The following is a 16,883-nucleotide window of genomic DNA, read 5'->3' on the forward strand; positions in this document are numbered from 1 at the left end:
CATGGGCGCCTCGCATCAATACGACATCGCGATCGAATGGCAGGGCAACCGAGGGAGCGGCACCACGGGCTACCGCGACTACGGACGCGAGCACGAGGTCCGGGCAGCCGGCAAGCCCGCGCTCGCCGGCTCGTCCGACAAGACCTTCCGGGGTGACGCCTCGCGCTGGAATCCGGAGGAGCTGCTGGTCACGGCGCTGGCGCAGTGCCACATGCTGGCCTACCTCCACCTCTGCGTCGAGGCCGGCGTGGTCGTGGTCGGGTACGAAGATTCGGCGGTCGGCACGATGGTCCAGGACGACGAGGGCTGGGGTGGCCAGTTCACTCGCGTGGTCCTGCGCCCGGTGGTCACTGTCGCCTCGCAGTCGATGGTCGAGCAGGCCCACGCGCTGCACGAAAAGGTCGGCGCGGTCTGCTTCATCGCCCGATCCGTCAACTTCCCGGTCGACCACGAACCGCGAGTCAAGGTCGAGTAGGGCCGCTTCGGCGCTCGCCCGCGAAGATCGCCCTGGCGGTGTGCCGCGCCGACGCCAGGGTCGTGCGCCGCAGGGCGCCGCCTGCTCCTTGCAGTTCGAGCGTTTCTACTTCGCCGTGTCGTAGGCGGCCTGAGCCTCGAGGACGGCCGGCATCTCGGCCTCCACGAGCTCGATCAGCTCGTGGAGCTTGCCGGCGACGCGTTCGCCGAGCGGGGTGAGGGTGTACTCGACCCGCGGCGGGATCGTTGCCTGCACGTCGCGGGTGACGAGCCCGTCGCGTTCGAGGGCGTGGAGGGTTTGGGCCAGCATCTTCTCGCTGACGCCGTCGACGCGGCGCCGCAGCGCGTTGAAGCGGTAGCCGCCCTCCAGCAGTGCGACCAGCGCGAGCGTGCCCCACTTGCCGGCGACGTTCTCGAGCGTGCGCCGGGACGGGCAGGCGCGTGCGAACACGTCGGTGATCAGCTCGTCGCTCGGCCCGGTCTCGCAGCTCATGCCCTCCACGGTAGCTGGTGCGCCGCGCTCTCCCAAGTGATTGTGCTCACCATTGGTTGGCACTTTCTAGAAGTTAGTGCAGTGTGAGGGGTAGTCCGAACGAATGGAGTGCCCACATGATCACCGTCACCGGAGCCACCGGCAAGCTCGGCCGGCTCGTCGTCGCTGCCCTGCTCGAGCGCGGCGTGCCCGCGAACCAGATCGTCGCCGCCGTACGCAATCCCGCGGCTGCCGCGGACCTCGCCGGGCGCGGCGTAGAAGTGCGCGAGGCCGACTACGACCGGCCCGAAACCCTCGCCGCAGCGCTCGTCGGCACCGATCGGCTGCTCCTGATCTCGGCGAGCGAGCCCGGCAAGCGGCTTCCGCAACACCAGAACGTCATCGCCGCGGCGGTCGCGGCCGGCGTCGACCTGATCGCGTACACCAGCATCCTGAATGCCGAGACCACCGGCGTCCAGCTCGCGGCCGAGCACCAGGCGACCGAGGCCGCGATCCGTGAGTCCGGTCTGCCGTACATCTTCCTGCGTAACGGCTGGTACACCGAGAACTACACCGAGAACCTCGCCCCCGCGTTGGAGTACAAGGCGGTCCTCGGCTCGGCCGGCGACGGCCGGGTCGCCGCGGCGCCGCGGGTCGACTTCGCGGAGGCAGCGGCCGCCGTCCTGGCCGGCGACGAGCAGGCCACGAACGTCGCCTACGAACTCGGCGGTGACGACCGGTTCACGATGGCGGAGTACGCCGCCGAGGTCTCGAAGCAGTCCGGCGTCGTGGTCGGCTACCAGGACCTCCCGGCCGACGACTACGCCAAGGCGCTCGTGGCGGCAGGCCTGCCAGAGCCGTTCGCCGCCGTCCTCGCCGACTCCGACCGCGGCATCGCACGCGGCGAACTCGACACCACCACCGGCGACCTCCGCCGCCTGATCGGCCGTCCGACGACGCCGCTGGCAGAGGTACTGAAAGCGGCCCTGCGCTCGGGGTGACCCGCGGTTAGGGTGACGGCCATGGCGATCCGGCGACCAGCAGCGGCCGAACGGCTGGTCTGGGCCGTCGCGACGTTACGGTTGCAGCCGTCCGACCGCCTACTGGAGATCGGCTGCGGCCACGGCGTCGCGGTGACGCTGGCCTGCGACCGCCTCACGGCGGGCGGCACCGTCCTCGCCCTCGACCGGTCGGCGAAGATGATCGAACAGGCGCGCCGCCGCAACGCGGAACACATCGCGAGCGGCCGCGCGTCGTTCCAGATCACGTCGCTGGAGCACGCCAACCTCGCCGGCGCGCAGTTCGACAAGGTGCTCGGAGTCCACGTACCTGTCTTCGCCCGCGGCGACCCTGCCTGCGAACTCGCCGTCATCCGTGACCACCTGGCACCGGGCGGAGCCGTGTACCTGTCGTACCAACCCCTCGACCCCGCCGACACCGAGCCGACCATCGCCCGCTTGGAAGCGGTGCTGAAGCAGAACGGCTTCACAGCCGCGGACGTCCAGACCGCCGACCTGAGCTCCGGTCGCGCGCTGACCGTCGTTGGCACGCCGGCGCGTTAGCGGCGTGGCCGGTCATTCCGCCGGTGCGTCGCGGATCTGACCTGGCGTTGTCGGCTGGCCGCGCCAGCGTCGGGCAGGGTCTGCTCGTCGATGGCCAGACCGCCGACCTCGAGCTCTTCCCGCACGCCGCCGGTCGCCGGGCCAGCGGCGGACATCCGCCGCCTCTCACCCGTCCGGCGGTCATTCGCCGGTCTGGCCGTCGATTCGTTCGCGAATCAGGTCGGCGTGGCCGTTGTGGCGTGCGTACTCGCCGATCAGCTTCTGCAGGTTCCAGCGCACGCTGCGCCCGTTGCCCGCGCCAACGGAGTCGAGCGTCGCGTGTTCGGCGAAGCGCGCGTCCGCCGCGCGCATCTCCGCCTGCCAGGCCGCCATCGACGACTCGACCATGGAGGCGTCGGCGTCGATGTCCCATTCGGGGCCGTCGTCGGTGTAGACGCCCCACACCCACTCCAGGTCGGCCGCCGGTCCGAGCGCCCAGACGGCATACGCGCGTTCCATCTCCGTCAGGTGCCGGACCAGTCCCAGCAACGACAGCGGCGACGGCGGCGCCGACCGCGACACCAGTTGCGTTTCCGACAGTCCGGCGCATTTCGCCCGCAGTGCGTCCCGGTGGAACGCCAGCCAGCCAAGCAGGATGCCGCGCTCGTCACCGTCCGGCGGCTCTGGGATCCGTTCCATGCCACGCATTCTGCCCTGCCCGGCGCGCAAAAGAGCCAGACAGGACAGAATGCGCAAGCAGAAGAGCCTCGGTTACGCGCCGACGTACTCGCGCAAGTGCACCGCTGTCAGCGAGTCGCCCTTCGCGACCAGCTCGTGCGGCGTTCCCTCGAAGACCACCTGACCACCGTCGTGGCCGGCGCCCGGGCCGAGGTCGATGATCCAGTCGGCGTGGGCCATCACCGCCTGGTGGTGCTCGATCACGATCACGGTGTTGCCGGACTCGACCAGCCGATCCAGCAACGCCAGCAGCTGGTCGACGTCCGCGAGATGCAGCCCGCTGGTCGGCTCGTCCAGCACGTACGTCACCGCCTTGTCGGCCATCCGGATCGCGAGCTTCAGCCGCTGCCGCTCGCCGCCGGACAGCGTGGTCAGCGGCTGACCCAGCCCGATGTATCCCAGCCCCACATCGGAAAGCCGGTCCAGGATCACCTTCGCCGCCGGCAGGAACGCCAGGAACGAACGCGCCTCCTCCACGTGCATCGCCAGCACGTCACTGATGTTCTTGCCACGCAGGAGATACGTCAGCACCTCCGGCGTGAACCGCCGCCCCTCGCACTCCTCGCAGATCGACGCGACGCCGGCCATCATCGCCAGATCTGTGTAGACCAGCCCGATTCCCTTGCATTTCGGGCAGGCGCCCTCGGAGTTCGCGCTGAACAAGGCCGCCTTCACGTTGTTGGCCTTGGCGAAAGCCGCCCGGATCGGGTCGAGCAGGCCGGTGTACGTCGCCGGGTTGCTGCGCCGCGAGCCCCGGATCGCCGACTGGTCGACGACCACAACCCCTTCCCTGGAAGCGATCGAGCCGTGAATCAGCGAGCTCTTACCGGAGCCGGCGACGCCGGTCACCACGGTCAGCACACCGAGCGGGACGTCAACCGAGACATCCTTCAGGTTGTGCAGGTTCGCGTTCCGGATCTGCAGCTTGCCGGCCGCCTCGCGTACCTCCGGACGCAGCTGGGCGCGATGGTCCAGATGCCTTCCTGTCAAGGTGTCCGACGCGCGCAGGCCGGTTACGTCACCGGTGTAGCAGACCTGCCCGCCACCGGTGCCCGCCCCCGGCCCGAGGTCGACGACGTAATCGGCGATCTCGATCACCTCGGGCTTGTGCTCGACGACGAGCACGGTATTTCCCTTGTCCTTGAGAAGAAGCAGCAGGTTGTTCATTCGCTGGATGTCGTGCGGGTGCAGTCCGACCGTCGGCTCGTCGAAGACGTACGTGATGTCGGTCAGGCTCGAGCCCAGGTGCCGCACCATCTTCACCCGTTGCGCCTCGCCGCCCGAGATCGTGCCGGACTCGCGATCGAGGCTGAGGTAGCCGAGCCCGATGCCCACCAGGGAATCCAGCGTTTCCTGCAAGGTCTTCAGCAAGGGCGTGACCGACGGATCGTCGATCGAACGGATGAACTCCGCCAGGTCGCTGATCTGCATGGCCGAGCAGTCGGCGATGTTGCGGCCGTCGATCTTTGACGACAGCGCCGCTTCGTTCAGCCGGGCACCGTCGCAGGCCGGGCAGGTGCTGAACACCACCGCGCGGTCCACGAACGCGCGGAGGTGCTTCTGCATCGAGTCGCGTTCCTTGGACAGGATCGTGCGCTGCACCTTCACCACGAGACCCTCGTACGTGGTGTTGAACGAGGCGCCCTTGATCTTCGTCGCCGGCTTGTGGAGGAAGTCCTTCCACTCCTGCGGCGTGAAGTCCTTCAGCTTCTTGTCGGGGGAGTAGAAGCCGGAGTCGGCCATCACCTGCCAGTACCACGTGCCGACGCCGAAGTTCGGCACGGTGATCGCGCCCTCGTTCAGCGAGAGCTCCCTATCGACGAGCTGGTCGACGTCGATCGTCGAGACGCGGCCGATGCCTTCGCACTTCGGGCACATGCCGTCGGGCAGGTTGAAGCTGAAGAAGCCGGAATGGCCGACGTACGGCTGGCCGATCCGGCTGAAGATGATCCGCAACATCGTGTGCGCGTCGGTCGCCGTGCCGACGGTCGACCTCGAGTTGGCGCCCATCCGTTCCTGGTCGACGATGATCGCGGCGCTGAGGTTGTTGAGCCCGTCGACGTCCGGCCGGCCGATGCTCGGCATGAACGACTGGAGGAACGCGGTGTAGGTCTCGTTGATCAGCCGCTGCGACTCCGCGGCGATCGTGCCGAACACGAGCGAGGACTTGCCGGACCCGGATACGCCGGTGAAGACGGTGAGACGTCGTTTGGGGATGTCGACCGAGATGTTGGCGAGGTTGTTCTCCCTGGCACCGCGTACCTGGATCACGTCATGGCTGTCGGCTGCCGCCCGAGTCACCGTGTACCGCCTCTCTGTGATGCTTTACGGTATAAAGCTGGACCGAGCAGAATACTTTATGCTGTAAGGAGTTGGCAATGACGTTTTACGCCGGGCAGGCGGACACACACCGGTCGATGTCGCTGCTGTGGCGGGACGCGGACGTCGGCGCCGGCTCCTCTCCGGGCAGCGGCTGTGGGAGTGGCAGTGGGAGCGCCGGCAGCGGCGGGCCGGGGCCGAAGCCGGGGCTCAGCGTCGACGCGATCGTCCGCGCGGCGATCGCTGTCGCCGACTCCGACGGAATGGGCGCGCTTTCGATGCGGACGGTCGGCGAGCGGCTCGGGCGGACGGGCATGGCGCTGTATACCTACGTGCCGAACAAGAAGGAGCTCGTCGACCTGATGTACGACAGCGTGCTCGGCGAGCTGCCGTCGTCGTACGAGCTGGACGCGGGCTGGCGCGCCGCACTGTCGGCGTGGGCTGCGGACCTGCGCGCGTTCTACGTACGGCATCCGTGGGCGTTGAGCTTCTCGCAGGCGCGGCCCGTGCTCGGGCCGAACGAGTTCGCGCTCCGGGAGACGCTGGCGCGGATCCTCCGAGAAACCGGTCTCTCGGCGTCTCGGCTGCGCAGTGTGTTCGCGTTGCTGGTCCACTATGTCCGTGGCGCCGCCCAGACGGTCGCGGAGGTTCGGAGGGCGCCGGAAGAAACCGGTCTCTCGGACGAGGAGTGGTGGCTGGCGCGGACGACGCTGCTGCGGCAGGTCGTACCCGATCTCGGGGACCGGTTTCCCGCAGCGACCTGGCTCGAGAGCGACGACGGCGAGGCCGATGCGCTCGGTCCGGAGGACGCGGAGCTGCCGTACCTCGAACGCCGTGCCCGGCAGACGTTCGAGGCCGGCCTCGCCGTCATCCTCGACGGCCTGGAGGCGACGATCGCGCGTCGGGGCGTGTAACCGAACGCCGTCTGTGCCGTCACCAACAAGCGAAGCCGGCGAGCGTTTTGAGATGCGGGGCATCCGGATGGACGCACAGCTGATCGGGCAGGTGGCGTTGGTGGCGTGTGCTCTGATCGGGGCGGTGGTTCCGTTGCTGGGGAGGCGGGCAGCCCGCCGGACGCTGCGGTCGGATCTGCGTACCAACATCGAGCTGCTGAACGAGCTCCCCGCGGACAGTCCGAGCACCCGGAAGCTCGCGGCCCTGGTCGACCGCACGATCGACCTCCTGGCAGACGAACAGGAACGCCGGCGCGACCCTGGCGGCATCGGGGTCGGGCTGGGCCTCGGCTTGATCGTGCTCTCCACGCTCGCCGGCCTCTGGGCAATCGACGAAGGAGGCAGGTGGCTGTGGGTGCTGGTTCCCGCCGGCTTCTTCCTGCTGATCGGCAGCCTCGGCCTGACCCAGGACATCACCCGCGGACGTTCGGACAAGCGCGCCAAACAACTCGACCAGAGCTGAATAGCTTGAACGGGACGGTTCGCCGTCTCGGCTGGGGCCCGCGCCGGGCGACCTCGACAGAAACCGGTTTCTCCAACCCGGGAACCCGTTTCTTGCACGAGGAACCGGTTTCTCCATCCGAGCCCAGCCCGCGCCAGCGGCGACGAACCACCGCGCCCGCCGTCCAGGAACCGGTTTCTCCGCCCGCGCTCGGCTCGCTCCGATCGGAGACGAACCCGCCCGCCAGGAACCGGTTTCTCGCTGGCGCCGCTCATGGTCCCGACAGTGACCGGCAGCGGCTGGCGGCGGCGGGTGGCGGCGGGTGGCGGCGGGTGGCGGCGGGTGGCGGCGGATGGCGGCGGATGGCGCAGCAGACCGCCGGCGCGCTGGAAGCAGGGTTCCTCCAAAGCGGGGAACCGGTTTCTCGGGCGCGCAGTAACACGGTTTCTGCGCAGTTGTCTGGCCGGCTCCGTCCCAGAAACCGGTTTCTCGGCCGGCCTAGCCCGCTTAGGCCGGCGGGGCCGGGCGGGTCTGCGGGAACCGGTTTCTCGGATTGGAGTTCAGCCCGCCTTCGGCCGACGCGGGCCAGCGTGCCTGCAGGAACCGGTTTCTGGGCGGGCTGAGGGCGCGCGGTGCTCGGCGGTCGGCGGTCGGCGGTTGGCGCGTTGACGATCGGCCGGTCGTGCGGCCCGATCAAGAAACCGGTTTCTGCGACGGACGATTCGCCCGCGCCATCGTCGGGAATCTGTTCGATCGGTGACCCCAGCGCGATGCCGCCGACAGTCGACCCGGTGGGCGCGATTCGTTCACGCGGATAGGAGATCTGTCCGCAGGCGTGCCAGATCGACTAGACAAACCGCCCGAGCCACGTACGCGACGGCCACGTGGCCAGGATCTCACGCACCAGCCGGGCTGCGACGACGTTCAGGATGCTATACACATGTGTAGCCAGCCCGAGCCACGCCTCCCACAAGAAGCACCACGAAGCAGAAGACCCAGGAAAGGTCGTCACGTCATGGCAGCCAAGATCTGCCTCGTCACCGGTGCCTCCTCAGGCATCGGCCGCGCCACCGCCCTCGAACTGCTGAAAGCCGGCCACACCGTCTACGGCGCCGCCCGTCGAGTCCAGCGGATGGACGTGATCCGTGACGCCGGCGGCCACCCGATCGAGCTCGACGTCACCAAGGACGCCGACCTCGAACGCGCCGTCCGCGCCATCCTCGACGAGCAAGGCAGGATCGACGTCCTGGTCAACAACGCGGGCATCGGCCAGTACGGCGCCGCCGAGGAGGTGCCGCTCGACCGCGCCCGCCGCGAGTTCGAGGTCAACCTGTTCGGCCCCGCCCGCCTGATCCAGCTCGTCCTCCCTCAGATGCGAAACCAGCACAGCGGCACGATCGTCAACGTCTCCTCGGTCGGCGGCGCGATCTCCCTGCCGCTCGGCGGCTGGTACCACGCCTCCAAGCACGCGCTCGAGGCCTACACCGACTCCCTCCGCCAGGAGGTCAAGCGCTTCGGCATCAACGTCGTCATCATCCAGCCCGGCCTGGTCAAGACGGAGTTCCAGGACCATACGCCGCAGGACATGCGCGAGCTTTCGAACGGCGGCCCCTACGCCGCCCAGACCGAGGCGATGGCCAAGGCCGCCGAGGCCTCGTTCGGCCAGAACAGCAAGGCATCCGAGCCCCAGGAGATCGCCGACGTGATCCGGAAGGCGATCGAGTCGAACGACCCCGATCCGCGCTACCGCAAGGGCTACCTGGCCGGCACGCTCGTACGCATGCACCGCTTCCTGCCGGATCGCGTGTTCGACAAGCTCGTCACCCGCGAGCGCTAGCCTGGACGCATGGACGGGTGGGTTCGCGAACGCTGGGGAGACGGCGCGATCGCCTGGGTGACGCGGCGGACGAAGCTCACCAACGGCTTCTCCTCACCCAACGTCGAACGCCTCGACCTGCGCGTGACCCGCCCGTACGCCCGTCCCGCGCTGGCCGCCGTACTACGCAAAACAGCCAACCAGGCTGAGGTTTCCGCCCTCCGCGCTCTGCAAGAGGTCCGCGACGCCACGACGTTCCCCGAGCTGCTCGCCACCGGCGAGGACGAGAACGGCCCGTGGGTGCTGACACCCTTCTACACCGGCATACCCGCCCTCAACGAGCCAGCGATCCCCGTCGAGGTGGTCGAGTCGCTCGCCCGCCTGCACGCCCACTACTCCGACGTGGCGCTGGAAGACGTCCCGCGACTCGACCAGGCCAGGTGGCGGCAGAAGTGCGAGTTCGCGATCGAACGCCTGCCCCAGTTCATCCCGGCCGACCCGCTACGAGACCAGACCCTCGAGCTGCTCAGGGAGTACGCCATCGACCCAACCCTTGCTCGTACGCTCCAAGCCCTCCCACACACGCTCGTGCACGGCGACGTCCACGCCAACAACGTTCTGGTGAACGGTCCGTACTCCATGCTCATCGACTGGGGCGGCGTCTACCTCGCGCCCGCGATGCTCGACCTCGCCAACCTCACCACACCAGGAACGGAGAAGTTCCAGCGCTACAAGCAATCCTGGCAGGACGCCACCGGCAGCCCGCTCGACGAAGAGCTGGCAACACTGGGCTTCCACTGGGCAACGGTCGCGGTCAACGTGAAGTACTTGGTGTTCGCCGCCAAGAACCTGGGAATCGGCGCGGTCGGCGCGATGGTCGACCGCGCGTGCACGGCCAAGGCGAAGCTGGAAGCTCAGCTACGTAAGTAAGCCAGCACCGCGAGCACCCGCCGATGCGTGTCGTCGGTGGGTGGCAGGTCGAGCTTGGCGAAGATGTTGCCGACGTGCTTGGCCACCGTCGTCTCGGTGACGACCAACCGCCGGGTGATCGCGCTGTTGGAGTGCCCTTCGGCGATCAGCGCGAGCACCTCACGTTCGCGCGTGGACAGCCGGGAGAGCGGATCGCCCTGCCTGCGAAGGAGTTGCCGGACCACCTCCGGATCGACGACCGTGCCGCCGTCGACGACTTGCCGCAGCTTGCCGGCGAACTCCTCGACGTCGACCACACGATCCTTCAGGAGATAGCCGACCCGGGTGCCGTCGCCGGAGTCGAGCAGCTCGGCGGCGTAGCTGCGCTCGACGTACTGGCTCAGCGCGACCACCGCGAGCCCCGGATCCGCCTGCCGCAACGAGACCGCGGCCCGCAGTCCCTCGTCGGAGAAGCCGGGCGGCATCCGGATGTCGGTCACGACGAGATCGGGCCGGTGCGTGGCCACCGCCGCCTGCAGCGCTTGGGCGTCACCGACCGCCGCCACGACCTCGAAGCCGAACCGGGTGAGCAGGCCCGCCAGCCCTTCGCGAAGCAGCACGCCGTCTTCGGCAAGCACAGTGCGTATCCCGCCCTCGCGGCCACGCGGCACAGCCCCGGAATCAGACCCGGAATCAGGCCCGGCGCTGGCATCGACTGACCCTGCTCCTACCCCGCTCTGCTCGGACCGCACGGAATCTCCACACGTACGACGGTGGGCCCACCGTCTGGACTGGACAGGTACATCTTGCCGCCGACGACCGACACCCGGTCGACCAGCCCGGCCAGTCCGGTCAGACTGGCGCCGGCGTACGGATCGGCGCCGCCCTGCCCGTCGTCGACGACCTCGACAACCAGCATCCCGGCGTCCAGCCGGGCGGTGACCGAAGCGCTGGAGGCGCCACTGTGCTTGGCGACGTTGTTGAGCGCCTCGGCGACCACGAAGTACCCCGTGGCCTCGACATGGCTGGGCAGCCGATCCGGCAAGGACACGTTGACATCGATCGGCAGCAGTACATGGTCGGTGAGCTCGCCGATCGCCGCCGGCAGGCCACGGTCGGACAGCACCCGCGGATGGATGCCGCGGATCAGCTCGCGCAGCTGGGCCATCAGCTGCTTGGCCTGCTCGTGCGCGTCCGCCACCGCCGTGGCCGCGGGCGATCCGGCGGGCAGGTCCACCTTCGCCAGGCCGAGCTGCATGGTGAGGCTGACCAGCTTCTGCTGCGCGCCGTCGTGCAGGTCGCGCTCGATCCGGCGGCGTTCGGCCTCGAACGCGTCGACCAGCCGGGCGCGCGACCGGGTGACCTCGACGAGCTCGGTACGCAACTCTTCGTTCGCCGCCGGAAGCAACAAGGAACGGGCGATCGCGACGTGCGTGGCGGACAGGAGGGTCCACAGGTAAGGCATCGCGGGCAGTAGCAGCAGGCCGGCCGCGGTGAACGGGATCGCCTCCCCGGCCGAGCTGATCGTGGCGAATCCGATGCTGATCGAGTCTCCCTCGGAGACCAGCAACGGGCTGATGATCCAGACGAAGTCGACCATGCCGACGATGGCGACCGCCAGGTAGAGCAGCGGGATGGCCGTCACGAGCAGCGCGGCATATCCGAACTCCCGCCAGGCCGACGGAGAGGTGTAGCGGGTGCGAATCCAGCGGAGGAACGGCTGGTTCGGCGGGTCGGCGACCGGACGCGAGTCGCCCAGTTGCAGCCGGAGCCGCTCCACGTATCCCAGCGGTGCCGCGACCAGCGGACCGAACGCCGTGAGCAACGCGGCCGCGAGCAGCGTAAGAACGGCCATCGAGCCGAAGCGCGTCTCGAACTGGCCGTTCCGCGCCCAGGCCAGCGCGGGCAGGATCGGGGCGGCGAGGAGCCACATCGGAATCGCCACCACGCCTGCCACGAACGGAGTCGTGAGCACGTACGCGGCCGAGCGCCAAGGCCACTGGCTGAGGAGGAAGCCTGCGCGGTGGAGAGCCTCCCAGGCGCTCGCCGGCTTTGCTTTCGTCACGTTCGTCACGTCAAGCACGCTAGTCGCGGCAGCCCGCACTACCAGCGAGGCGAGCCGTAGTCCTCGAGGTATAGCGGAGTACACCCCGGCTTTGGTGCTCCGCTCCGGTGACCGGGCACCCGTTCGTCGGATTCCCTGGTGGGCCATGGAGACGAGAAGCAAAGGCGTGTGGGCGTTTCTGGGTCTGACGTTCGGCCTGAGCTGGGCCGGCATGTTCGGAATGAAGCTGCTCGGCTGGTCTTTGGTCAACCCGCTGGCGCAGTGGTGGGCGTTCCTGCCTGCGATCGCGGCCGTCGTGGTGCGGCGATGGGTCACCAGGGAGGGATTCGGCGACGCGGGGCTACGGCTGCGTTTCCGGGAAGCCTGGCGGGAGTACGTCCTGGCCTGGCTCGGGCCGCTGGTGCTGGCGGCGGCAACGGTCGGCCTGGCGGCCGCCCTCGGGCTGTGGCACTTCGACCTGGCCGGGCTCGGCGACGTCGTGCCAGGCCTACCGGGATGGACGTTCGTTCTGGTGCTGATACTGGTGGTGCCGCTGCTGGCGCCGCTCTACTGGGGCGAGGAGTTCGGCTGGACGAGCTACCTCCGGCTGCGCCTGTGCCCGGGCCGGCCGTGGGCCGCGGTCATGCTGACTGGCCTGATCTGGGCGGTCTGGCACTATCCGCTGGCCTTCCTCGGCTACATCGAGTTCGACAACGTGCTGGTGGGGCTGGCCGTCTGGACCCTGTCGTTCCAGTTCCAGGAGATCGCGCTGGCGTGGCTGCGGACCAGGAGCGGCTCGATCTGGACGACGAGCGTCGCGCACGCGGGCAACAACATGGTGCTCAGCCTGCTGACCGGGATCCTGTTGCAGGACGGCGGTGGGCTGAACGTTGTCACGGTGATGCTCGTGACGATGGTGCCATTGGCGGCGACCAGCCTGTGCATCGTGCTCGCCGGCCGCTGGACCGGGGGCGCCGGACCAGGTCAGGCCGTGCCTGCCTCCGCGGCCTCCTGCCTGTCGAGCGCGTCCCGGGCCGCGGCGGCATCCGATGGGGCCAGCAGCGGGTGAGAGTAGATGTCGAGCAGCGCCCTGGCCAGCCTGCGGTCACCTTCCGGCGACTCGAGGTCGACGCCGAGCCCGCGTGCGACGTGGGAGTAGAGCATCGGTACGCCGAGCGCCATCGCCGTGAACACCGTCGCCCGGCTACGGCGGTCGGCCGCGGGCTGGTCCGCGCGTTCGGCGTCGGCGGCGGCCAGCCATTCCTCGACCATCGAGACGATCGAGTCGAACAGGTCTCCTGCCGCACCCTCCGACAGCGCGCGGGCGAGATAGCGCTGGTACGGCCCCATCGCGAGCCGGCCGGCGGTGACGTAGTTGACACCGCCGGTGCCGCGGTCGCCCCAGACCTGGTCGTTGAGACGGCTGATCGTACGCGCGAGGTGCTCGTCGCAGGCCTCCCGTAACGCCTGCTTGGACCCGAAGTGGTGCCGCACCAGCCCGGACGAGACGCCGGCGGTCTGTGCGATGCCGCGGATCGTGGCTTTCTCGAAGCCGTGCTCGCCGAAATGCACCATCGCGGCGTTCCTGATCCGGGCGCGGGCGGTGAGATCTGCGGGGTCCGGCTCGGTCATAAGGGCCGAATATACGCAGCTACAGCCCGGCTTGCCGTGGGCTGTAGCACAGGCATCGCGGACAGCGACGGTTCAGATCGTCAAGACCGTGGTGGGCTCCGGCCTCCGGCCTCCGCGACCTGACCGCACGCGGCGACAGCGTTACGGTCTACGGCTGCGGCTTGTGCGTACGCTCCACCGCGTACACCGCCGCCTCCGTGCGGCGCTGCATTCCGAGCTTGCGCAGCAACGCCGACACGTAGTTCTTGACCGTCTTCTCCGCGAGGTACATGGTCTGCGCGATCTCGCGGTTCGTCATGCCCTGCGCCACGTAGTCGAGGATCCGCTTCTCCTGCGGCGACAGCGAGGAGTACTTCGGGTCTTCCTCCTCCGAGCCGTGCCGCAGCCGTTCGAGCACCGCCGCGGTCAGGGCGGGGTCGAGCAGGGATTCGCCGGCGGCCAGCCGCTGGACCGCTTCGATCAGGCGGTTGCCCTCGATCTGCTTCAGGAGGTAGCCGGACGCACCGGCCATGATGGCTTCGAACAAAGCCTCGTCGTCGGCGTACGAGGTGAGCATCAGGCAGGCCGGCGGGGGCGACATCGCCGAGCGGATGTCGCGGCAGACGGTGACCCCGTCGCCGTCCGGCAGGCGGACGTCCAGCACGGCGACATCAGGCCGGAGCGCGGGAACCCGGGCGACTGCCTGGGCGGCGGTTCCGGCCTCGCCGACGACTTCGATGCCGGGTTCGCTCTCCAGCAGCTGCCGCAGGCCGACGCGTACCACTTCGTGGTCGTCGAGCAGGAAGACCTTGATCGCCATGATTCAATAGTTACAGGTGCCGGCAGTCGCCGGTAGACCCCAAAGGCCCACTCCTACCGGGCCTTTGGGGCCAAACCGAGACGTATCAGGTCATGCCAGCCACGGGAAGCGCTGGACGAGCGGCAGACGGCTCCAGGCCTTTCCGAAACCCCACGTGGAGCCGGCGTACGTCGCCGCCACAACGATGAGGACCAGTGCGTAGATGATGTGGTAGTCGATGAGCGGGTTGGTCGACATCGACGGTTCGCCGCCGGATGTCAGCTTGTCGAGTGGCCATTCGGCCGCCCACATCAGCAGCATCATGAGGCCGCCGGCGACCGCGGACACACGCAGCGCGACTCCCGCGATGACCGCGATGCCGACACCGGCCAGGCCGAGCATGAACAGCCAGTCCGCCCAGGCCGTCCCCGCGATGCTGTGCGCCGTCGACTCGAACGGTCCGACGGCGACGCCGGAGAGGAATCCCTTGGTCGGCGAGCCGCCGTTGGCCCAGGAACGCTCCGCCGGGGTGGCGTAGCCGAGGCCGAAGAGCTTGTCGAGGAACGCCCACAGGAACACGAACCCGGTGGCGATCCGCACGACCGCCAGTAGCCGGCCCGGTCCTCTCGTGGAGGGTACGTCCGGCGTGCTGGACGGAGCAGGAGCCGTCCGTCGGGGGGTCCGCTGGGCCGGCGTGGATTGGGTGGCCATCTCACTTCTCCTTGCGGGCTTGGTTTGTTGCCTCCAATCTCCCGTCAGGAACGCGCACGGCGCTGCGGCCGGACGGCACAGGAGCTCGATGCCGATGGTCGGGAGCCGGCCAGGACGTATGCGGGCGCGACGGCTCCGGCGGGACGGTCCGTTCGGCACGGGCCGGCGGGACGTTTGGATCGCCCTTGGGTGATCGACTGGATTAAGCTGCGGAACATGGAGCAAGGTGACTCCGGCTTGGGCCGCCCACAGCCGGTCGACCAGTCGTCCGACCTCGTGCTGCCCGATCTCAGGATGCTGCGCACCGACACCTTGCTGCGGGAGCTGGTGGATCGGGCGGGCCTGCTGATCGAGAACGAGGAGCGGGTTCACCGTTTGCTGGATGCGGTGGTCTCGGTTGGCAGCAACCTGGCGTTGCCGGAGGTGCTGGATCGGATCGTACGGGCGGCTTGCGATTTGGTGAACGCTCGGTACGGCGCGTTGGGGGTGATCGGGCCGGAACGGACGTTGGTGGAGTTCCGCAATGTGGGAGTGTCGGACGCGGAGCGGAGCTCGATCGGTCATCTGCCGACAGGTAAGGGCATTCTGGGGTTGTTGATCAATGAGCCCGCGCCGATCCGGTTGCATGATCTGGCAGAACATCCCGCGTCGTTCGGGTTTCCACCGAATCATCCGCCGATGCGGTCTTTTCTGGGTGTTCCGATCTTGGTGCGTGGCAGGGCGTTCGGCAATCTCTATCTGACGGAGAAGCAGGGTGGAGGCGACTTCACCGCCGAGGACCAGCAGTTGGTGATCGCGTTGGCGGCCGCGGCCGGTGTGGCGATCGAGAACGCCCGTCTGTACGAGGAGACGCGTCGCCGGGAGAACTGGCTGATCGCGTCGACCGAGATCACGTCGCGGATGCTGGGTGGTGCGGGTCCGGAGGAGACGCTGCAGTTGCTGGCCGACCGGGCCCGGACGGTCGCGGGTGCGAGCATCGCCGTCCTCGCGCTGACGGACCGCGACCAGGAGCTCACCGTCGATGTCGTGTCCGGACCGGTCTCCCCGGCGATCCAGGGTTCCCGGATCCCGACTGACGGCAACCGCATCGGCGAGGTCCTGCGTACCGGCGAGGCCTGCGTCGTCATCGGCGACCTGTCCAGCATCGGGCTGCCGGCCGAAGCTGCGAACGGCGAGGTGCTCGAGGAGCCCGAGCCCAGCTCACTGCTGGTGGTGCCGTTGAGCGCCGGCACGCAACGCCTGGGTGTGCTCACGGTCGTACGCCCGGAGAGCCAGCAGACGTTCGACTCGGCTGACATGCGGATGCTGATGACGTTCGCCGGGCATGCGACCCTCGCGCTGGAGTACGCCCGGGCGCAGGCCGACCAGCAGCGGCTCGCGATCTATGAGGACCGCGACCGGATCGCCCGCGACCTGCACGACCTGGTGATCCAGCAGCTGTTCGCGATCGGGCTGGGCATCCAGGGATCGGTACGCCAGATCGCCAACCCCGGCGTCTCGGCGCGGATCAGCGGCTACGTCCGCGAGCTCGACCAGACCATCCAGAACATCCGCCGGACGATCTTCTCCCTGCAGGACGACCAGGACCAGGCACCGAGCGTTCGCCGGCGCATCCTCGAGATCATCGAGGACATCAGCGGGCCGCTCGGCTTCACTCCGCATCTCGCGCTCACCGGCCCGATCGACACCGTGGTGTCGGAGTCGCTGGCCAGCGAGCTGCTATCGACGCTGCGCGAGGCGCTCACCAACGTCGTCCGGCACGCGCAGGCGTCCGAGGTCACGGCCAGGATCCATGTCGACATTCCCGGGCGGACGCTCGAGCTGGTGGTGGTCGACAACGGCGTCGGCATTCCCGAGCAGGTGGCCCGGCGCAGCGGGCTGGCCAACATGGCCGATCGCGCAGGCCGGCTGGGCGGCTCGTTCGCCGCCGAGCCGGGCGCGTCCGGCGGGACGAGCGTGACCTGGAACGTTCCGATCGAGCTCTGACCTTGGGCTCCTGGCCGGGCCAGTTGCGGACGACCGTAACGACCGTAACTGCCGGGTGGCCCTGCCGG

Annotated in this window: 17 protein-coding genes; 9 read left to right on the plus strand and 8 right to left on the minus strand. The window is 68.8% G+C overall.

From position 1 onward, the window contains the following. The first annotated feature begins 1 nt into the window (after position 1). Positions 2-475, plus strand: a complete 474-nt coding sequence (locus tag ACYVF6_RS37815) for an OsmC family protein (RefSeq protein WP_460528818.1) — start codon at positions 2-4, stop codon at positions 473-475. A gap of 105 nt (positions 476-580) precedes the next feature. Here ACYVF6_RS37815 and ACYVF6_RS37820 read toward each other — a convergent pair whose 3' ends face one another. Next, the gene (locus ACYVF6_RS37820) at positions 581-967 is read right to left on the minus strand and encodes a winged helix-turn-helix transcriptional regulator (protein WP_460528820.1); all 387 of its coding nucleotides are present in this window, start codon (positions 965-967) and stop codon (positions 581-583) included. 116 nt (positions 968-1,083) lie between these two features. Here ACYVF6_RS37820 and ACYVF6_RS37825 point away from each other — a divergent pair, with 116 nt between their 5' ends. Then, entirely contained in the window at positions 1,084-1,947 is an 864-nt protein-coding gene (locus tag ACYVF6_RS37825; RefSeq protein WP_460528822.1) for a Rossmann-fold NAD(P)-binding domain-containing protein, read from the plus strand. A gap of 21 nt (positions 1,948-1,968) precedes the next feature. Next, a complete protein-coding gene (locus ACYVF6_RS37830) occupies positions 1,969-2,508 on the plus strand; it encodes a class I SAM-dependent methyltransferase (RefSeq protein WP_460528824.1) in 540 nt (179 codons plus the stop codon). A gap of 180 nt (positions 2,509-2,688) precedes the next feature. Here ACYVF6_RS37830 and ACYVF6_RS37835 read toward each other — a convergent pair whose 3' ends face one another. Together ACYVF6_RS37835 and ACYVF6_RS37840 are read right to left on the minus strand one after the other, a co-directional pair. Then, positions 2,689-3,186, minus strand: a complete 498-nt coding sequence (locus tag ACYVF6_RS37835; RefSeq protein ID WP_460528826.1) for a DinB family protein — start codon at positions 3,184-3,186, stop codon at positions 2,689-2,691. A 72-nt stretch (positions 3,187-3,258) separates the two neighbouring features. Then, positions 3,259-5,526 carry an excinuclease ABC subunit UvrA gene (locus ACYVF6_RS37840; protein ID WP_460528828.1) on the minus strand — a complete coding sequence of 756 codons (2,268 nt, stop codon included), beginning with the start codon at positions 5,524-5,526 and terminating at the stop codon, positions 3,259-3,261. A gap of 77 nt (positions 5,527-5,603) precedes the next feature. Here ACYVF6_RS37840 and ACYVF6_RS37845 point away from each other — a divergent pair, with 77 nt between their 5' ends. The 4 genes from ACYVF6_RS37845 (at position 5,604) to ACYVF6_RS37860 (ending at position 9,685) form a co-directional block, all read left to right on the plus strand. Further along, on the plus strand, positions 5,604-6,458 hold the full coding sequence (locus ACYVF6_RS37845; RefSeq protein WP_460528830.1) for a TetR/AcrR family transcriptional regulator C-terminal domain-containing protein: 855 nt from the start codon (positions 5,604-5,606) through the stop codon (positions 6,456-6,458). A 52-nt stretch (positions 6,459-6,510) separates the two neighbouring features. After that, entirely contained in the window at positions 6,511-6,960 is a 450-nt protein-coding gene (locus ACYVF6_RS37850; RefSeq protein WP_460528832.1) for a hypothetical protein, read from the plus strand. Between the two features lie 994 nt (positions 6,961-7,954). Next, positions 7,955-8,776, plus strand: a complete 822-nt coding sequence (locus ACYVF6_RS37855; RefSeq protein WP_460528834.1) for an oxidoreductase — start codon at positions 7,955-7,957, stop codon at positions 8,774-8,776. Between the two features lie 9 nt (positions 8,777-8,785). Beyond that, a complete protein-coding gene (locus ACYVF6_RS37860) occupies positions 8,786-9,685 on the plus strand; it encodes a phosphotransferase family protein (RefSeq protein WP_460528836.1) in 900 nt (299 codons plus the stop codon). On the opposite strand, the gene ACYVF6_RS37865 is transcribed toward ACYVF6_RS37860, so the two are convergent. Both ACYVF6_RS37865 and ACYVF6_RS37870 read right to left on the minus strand, forming a co-directional pair. Further along, positions 9,670-10,311 carry a response regulator gene (locus ACYVF6_RS37865; RefSeq protein ID WP_460528885.1) on the minus strand — a complete coding sequence of 214 codons (642 nt, stop codon included), beginning with the start codon at positions 10,309-10,311 and terminating at the stop codon, positions 9,670-9,672. The genes ACYVF6_RS37860 and ACYVF6_RS37865 overlap by 16 nt on opposite strands. Before the next feature lie 80 nt (positions 10,312-10,391). Next, the gene (locus tag ACYVF6_RS37870) at positions 10,392-11,738 is read right to left on the minus strand and encodes a sensor histidine kinase (protein WP_460528838.1); all 1,347 of its coding nucleotides are present in this window, start codon (positions 11,736-11,738) and stop codon (positions 10,392-10,394) included. Positions 11,739-11,874: 136 nt separating this feature from the next. On the opposite strand from ACYVF6_RS37870, the gene ACYVF6_RS37875 reads away from it, so the two are divergent. Further along, positions 11,875-12,777 (plus strand): CPBP family glutamic-type intramembrane protease, encoded by a 903-nt coding sequence (locus ACYVF6_RS37875; protein ID WP_460528840.1) that lies wholly within the window; start codon positions 11,875-11,877, stop codon positions 12,775-12,777. Here the strand turns inward: ACYVF6_RS37875 and ACYVF6_RS37880 are convergent. The 3 genes from ACYVF6_RS37880 to ACYVF6_RS37890 all read right to left on the minus strand — a co-directional run bounded on the left by ACYVF6_RS37880 (position 12,693) and on the right by ACYVF6_RS37890 (position 14,829). Further along, complete coding sequence (locus tag ACYVF6_RS37880; protein WP_460528842.1) at positions 12,693-13,340, minus strand: TetR/AcrR family transcriptional regulator; 648 nt, start codon at positions 13,338-13,340, stop codon at positions 12,693-12,695. The genes ACYVF6_RS37875 and ACYVF6_RS37880 overlap by 85 nt on opposite strands. A 148-nt stretch (positions 13,341-13,488) precedes the next feature. Beyond that, positions 13,489-14,139: a transcriptional regulator gene (locus tag ACYVF6_RS37885; protein WP_460528844.1), complete on the minus strand. Its 651-nt coding sequence runs from the start codon at positions 14,137-14,139 to the stop codon at positions 13,489-13,491. A 90-nt stretch (positions 14,140-14,229) separates the two neighbouring features. Then, a complete protein-coding gene (locus ACYVF6_RS37890) occupies positions 14,230-14,829 on the minus strand; it encodes a hypothetical protein (protein ID WP_460528846.1) in 600 nt (199 codons plus the stop codon). Positions 14,830-15,045: 216 nt separating this feature from the next. Between ACYVF6_RS37890 and ACYVF6_RS37895 the strand changes: the two genes are divergently transcribed. Further along, on the plus strand, positions 15,046-16,815 hold the full coding sequence (locus ACYVF6_RS37895; protein ID WP_460528848.1) for a GAF domain-containing sensor histidine kinase: 1,770 nt from the start codon (positions 15,046-15,048) through the stop codon (positions 16,813-16,815). The last annotated feature ends 68 nt before the right edge of the window (positions 16,816-16,883 follow it).

It is taken from the genome of Flindersiella endophytica, from assembly GCF_054779015.1.

Coding starts and splice junctions, on each gene's coding strand:
- ACYVF6_RS37815 (WP_460528818.1), top strand. CDS start 2: ATGGGCGCCTCGCATCAATACGACATCGCGATCGAATGGCAGGGCAAC.
- ACYVF6_RS37820 (WP_460528820.1), bottom strand. CDS start 967: ATGAGCTGCGAGACCGGGCCGAGCGACGAGCTGATCACCGACGTGTTC.
- ACYVF6_RS37825 (WP_460528822.1), top strand. CDS start 1,084: ATGATCACCGTCACCGGAGCCACCGGCAAGCTCGGCCGGCTCGTCGTC.
- ACYVF6_RS37830 (WP_460528824.1), top strand. CDS start 1,969: ATGGCGATCCGGCGACCAGCAGCGGCCGAACGGCTGGTCTGGGCCGTC.
- ACYVF6_RS37835 (WP_460528826.1), bottom strand. CDS start 3,186: ATGGAACGGATCCCAGAGCCGCCGGACGGTGACGAGCGCGGCATCCTG.
- ACYVF6_RS37845 (WP_460528830.1), top strand. CDS start 5,604: ATGACGTTTTACGCCGGGCAGGCGGACACACACCGGTCGATGTCGCTG.
- ACYVF6_RS37850 (WP_460528832.1), top strand. CDS start 6,511: ATGCGGGGCATCCGGATGGACGCACAGCTGATCGGGCAGGTGGCGTTG.
- ACYVF6_RS37855 (WP_460528834.1), top strand. CDS start 7,955: ATGGCAGCCAAGATCTGCCTCGTCACCGGTGCCTCCTCAGGCATCGGC.
- ACYVF6_RS37860 (WP_460528836.1), top strand. CDS start 8,786: ATGGACGGGTGGGTTCGCGAACGCTGGGGAGACGGCGCGATCGCCTGG.
- ACYVF6_RS37875 (WP_460528840.1), top strand. CDS start 11,875: ATGGAGACGAGAAGCAAAGGCGTGTGGGCGTTTCTGGGTCTGACGTTC.
- ACYVF6_RS37880 (WP_460528842.1), bottom strand. CDS start 13,340: ATGACCGAGCCGGACCCCGCAGATCTCACCGCCCGCGCCCGGATCAGG.
- ACYVF6_RS37885 (WP_460528844.1), bottom strand. CDS start 14,139: ATGGCGATCAAGGTCTTCCTGCTCGACGACCACGAAGTGGTACGCGTC.
- ACYVF6_RS37890 (WP_460528846.1), bottom strand. CDS start 14,829: ATGGCCACCCAATCCACGCCGGCCCAGCGGACCCCCCGACGGACGGCT.
- ACYVF6_RS37895 (WP_460528848.1), top strand. CDS start 15,046: ATGGAGCAAGGTGACTCCGGCTTGGGCCGCCCACAGCCGGTCGACCAG.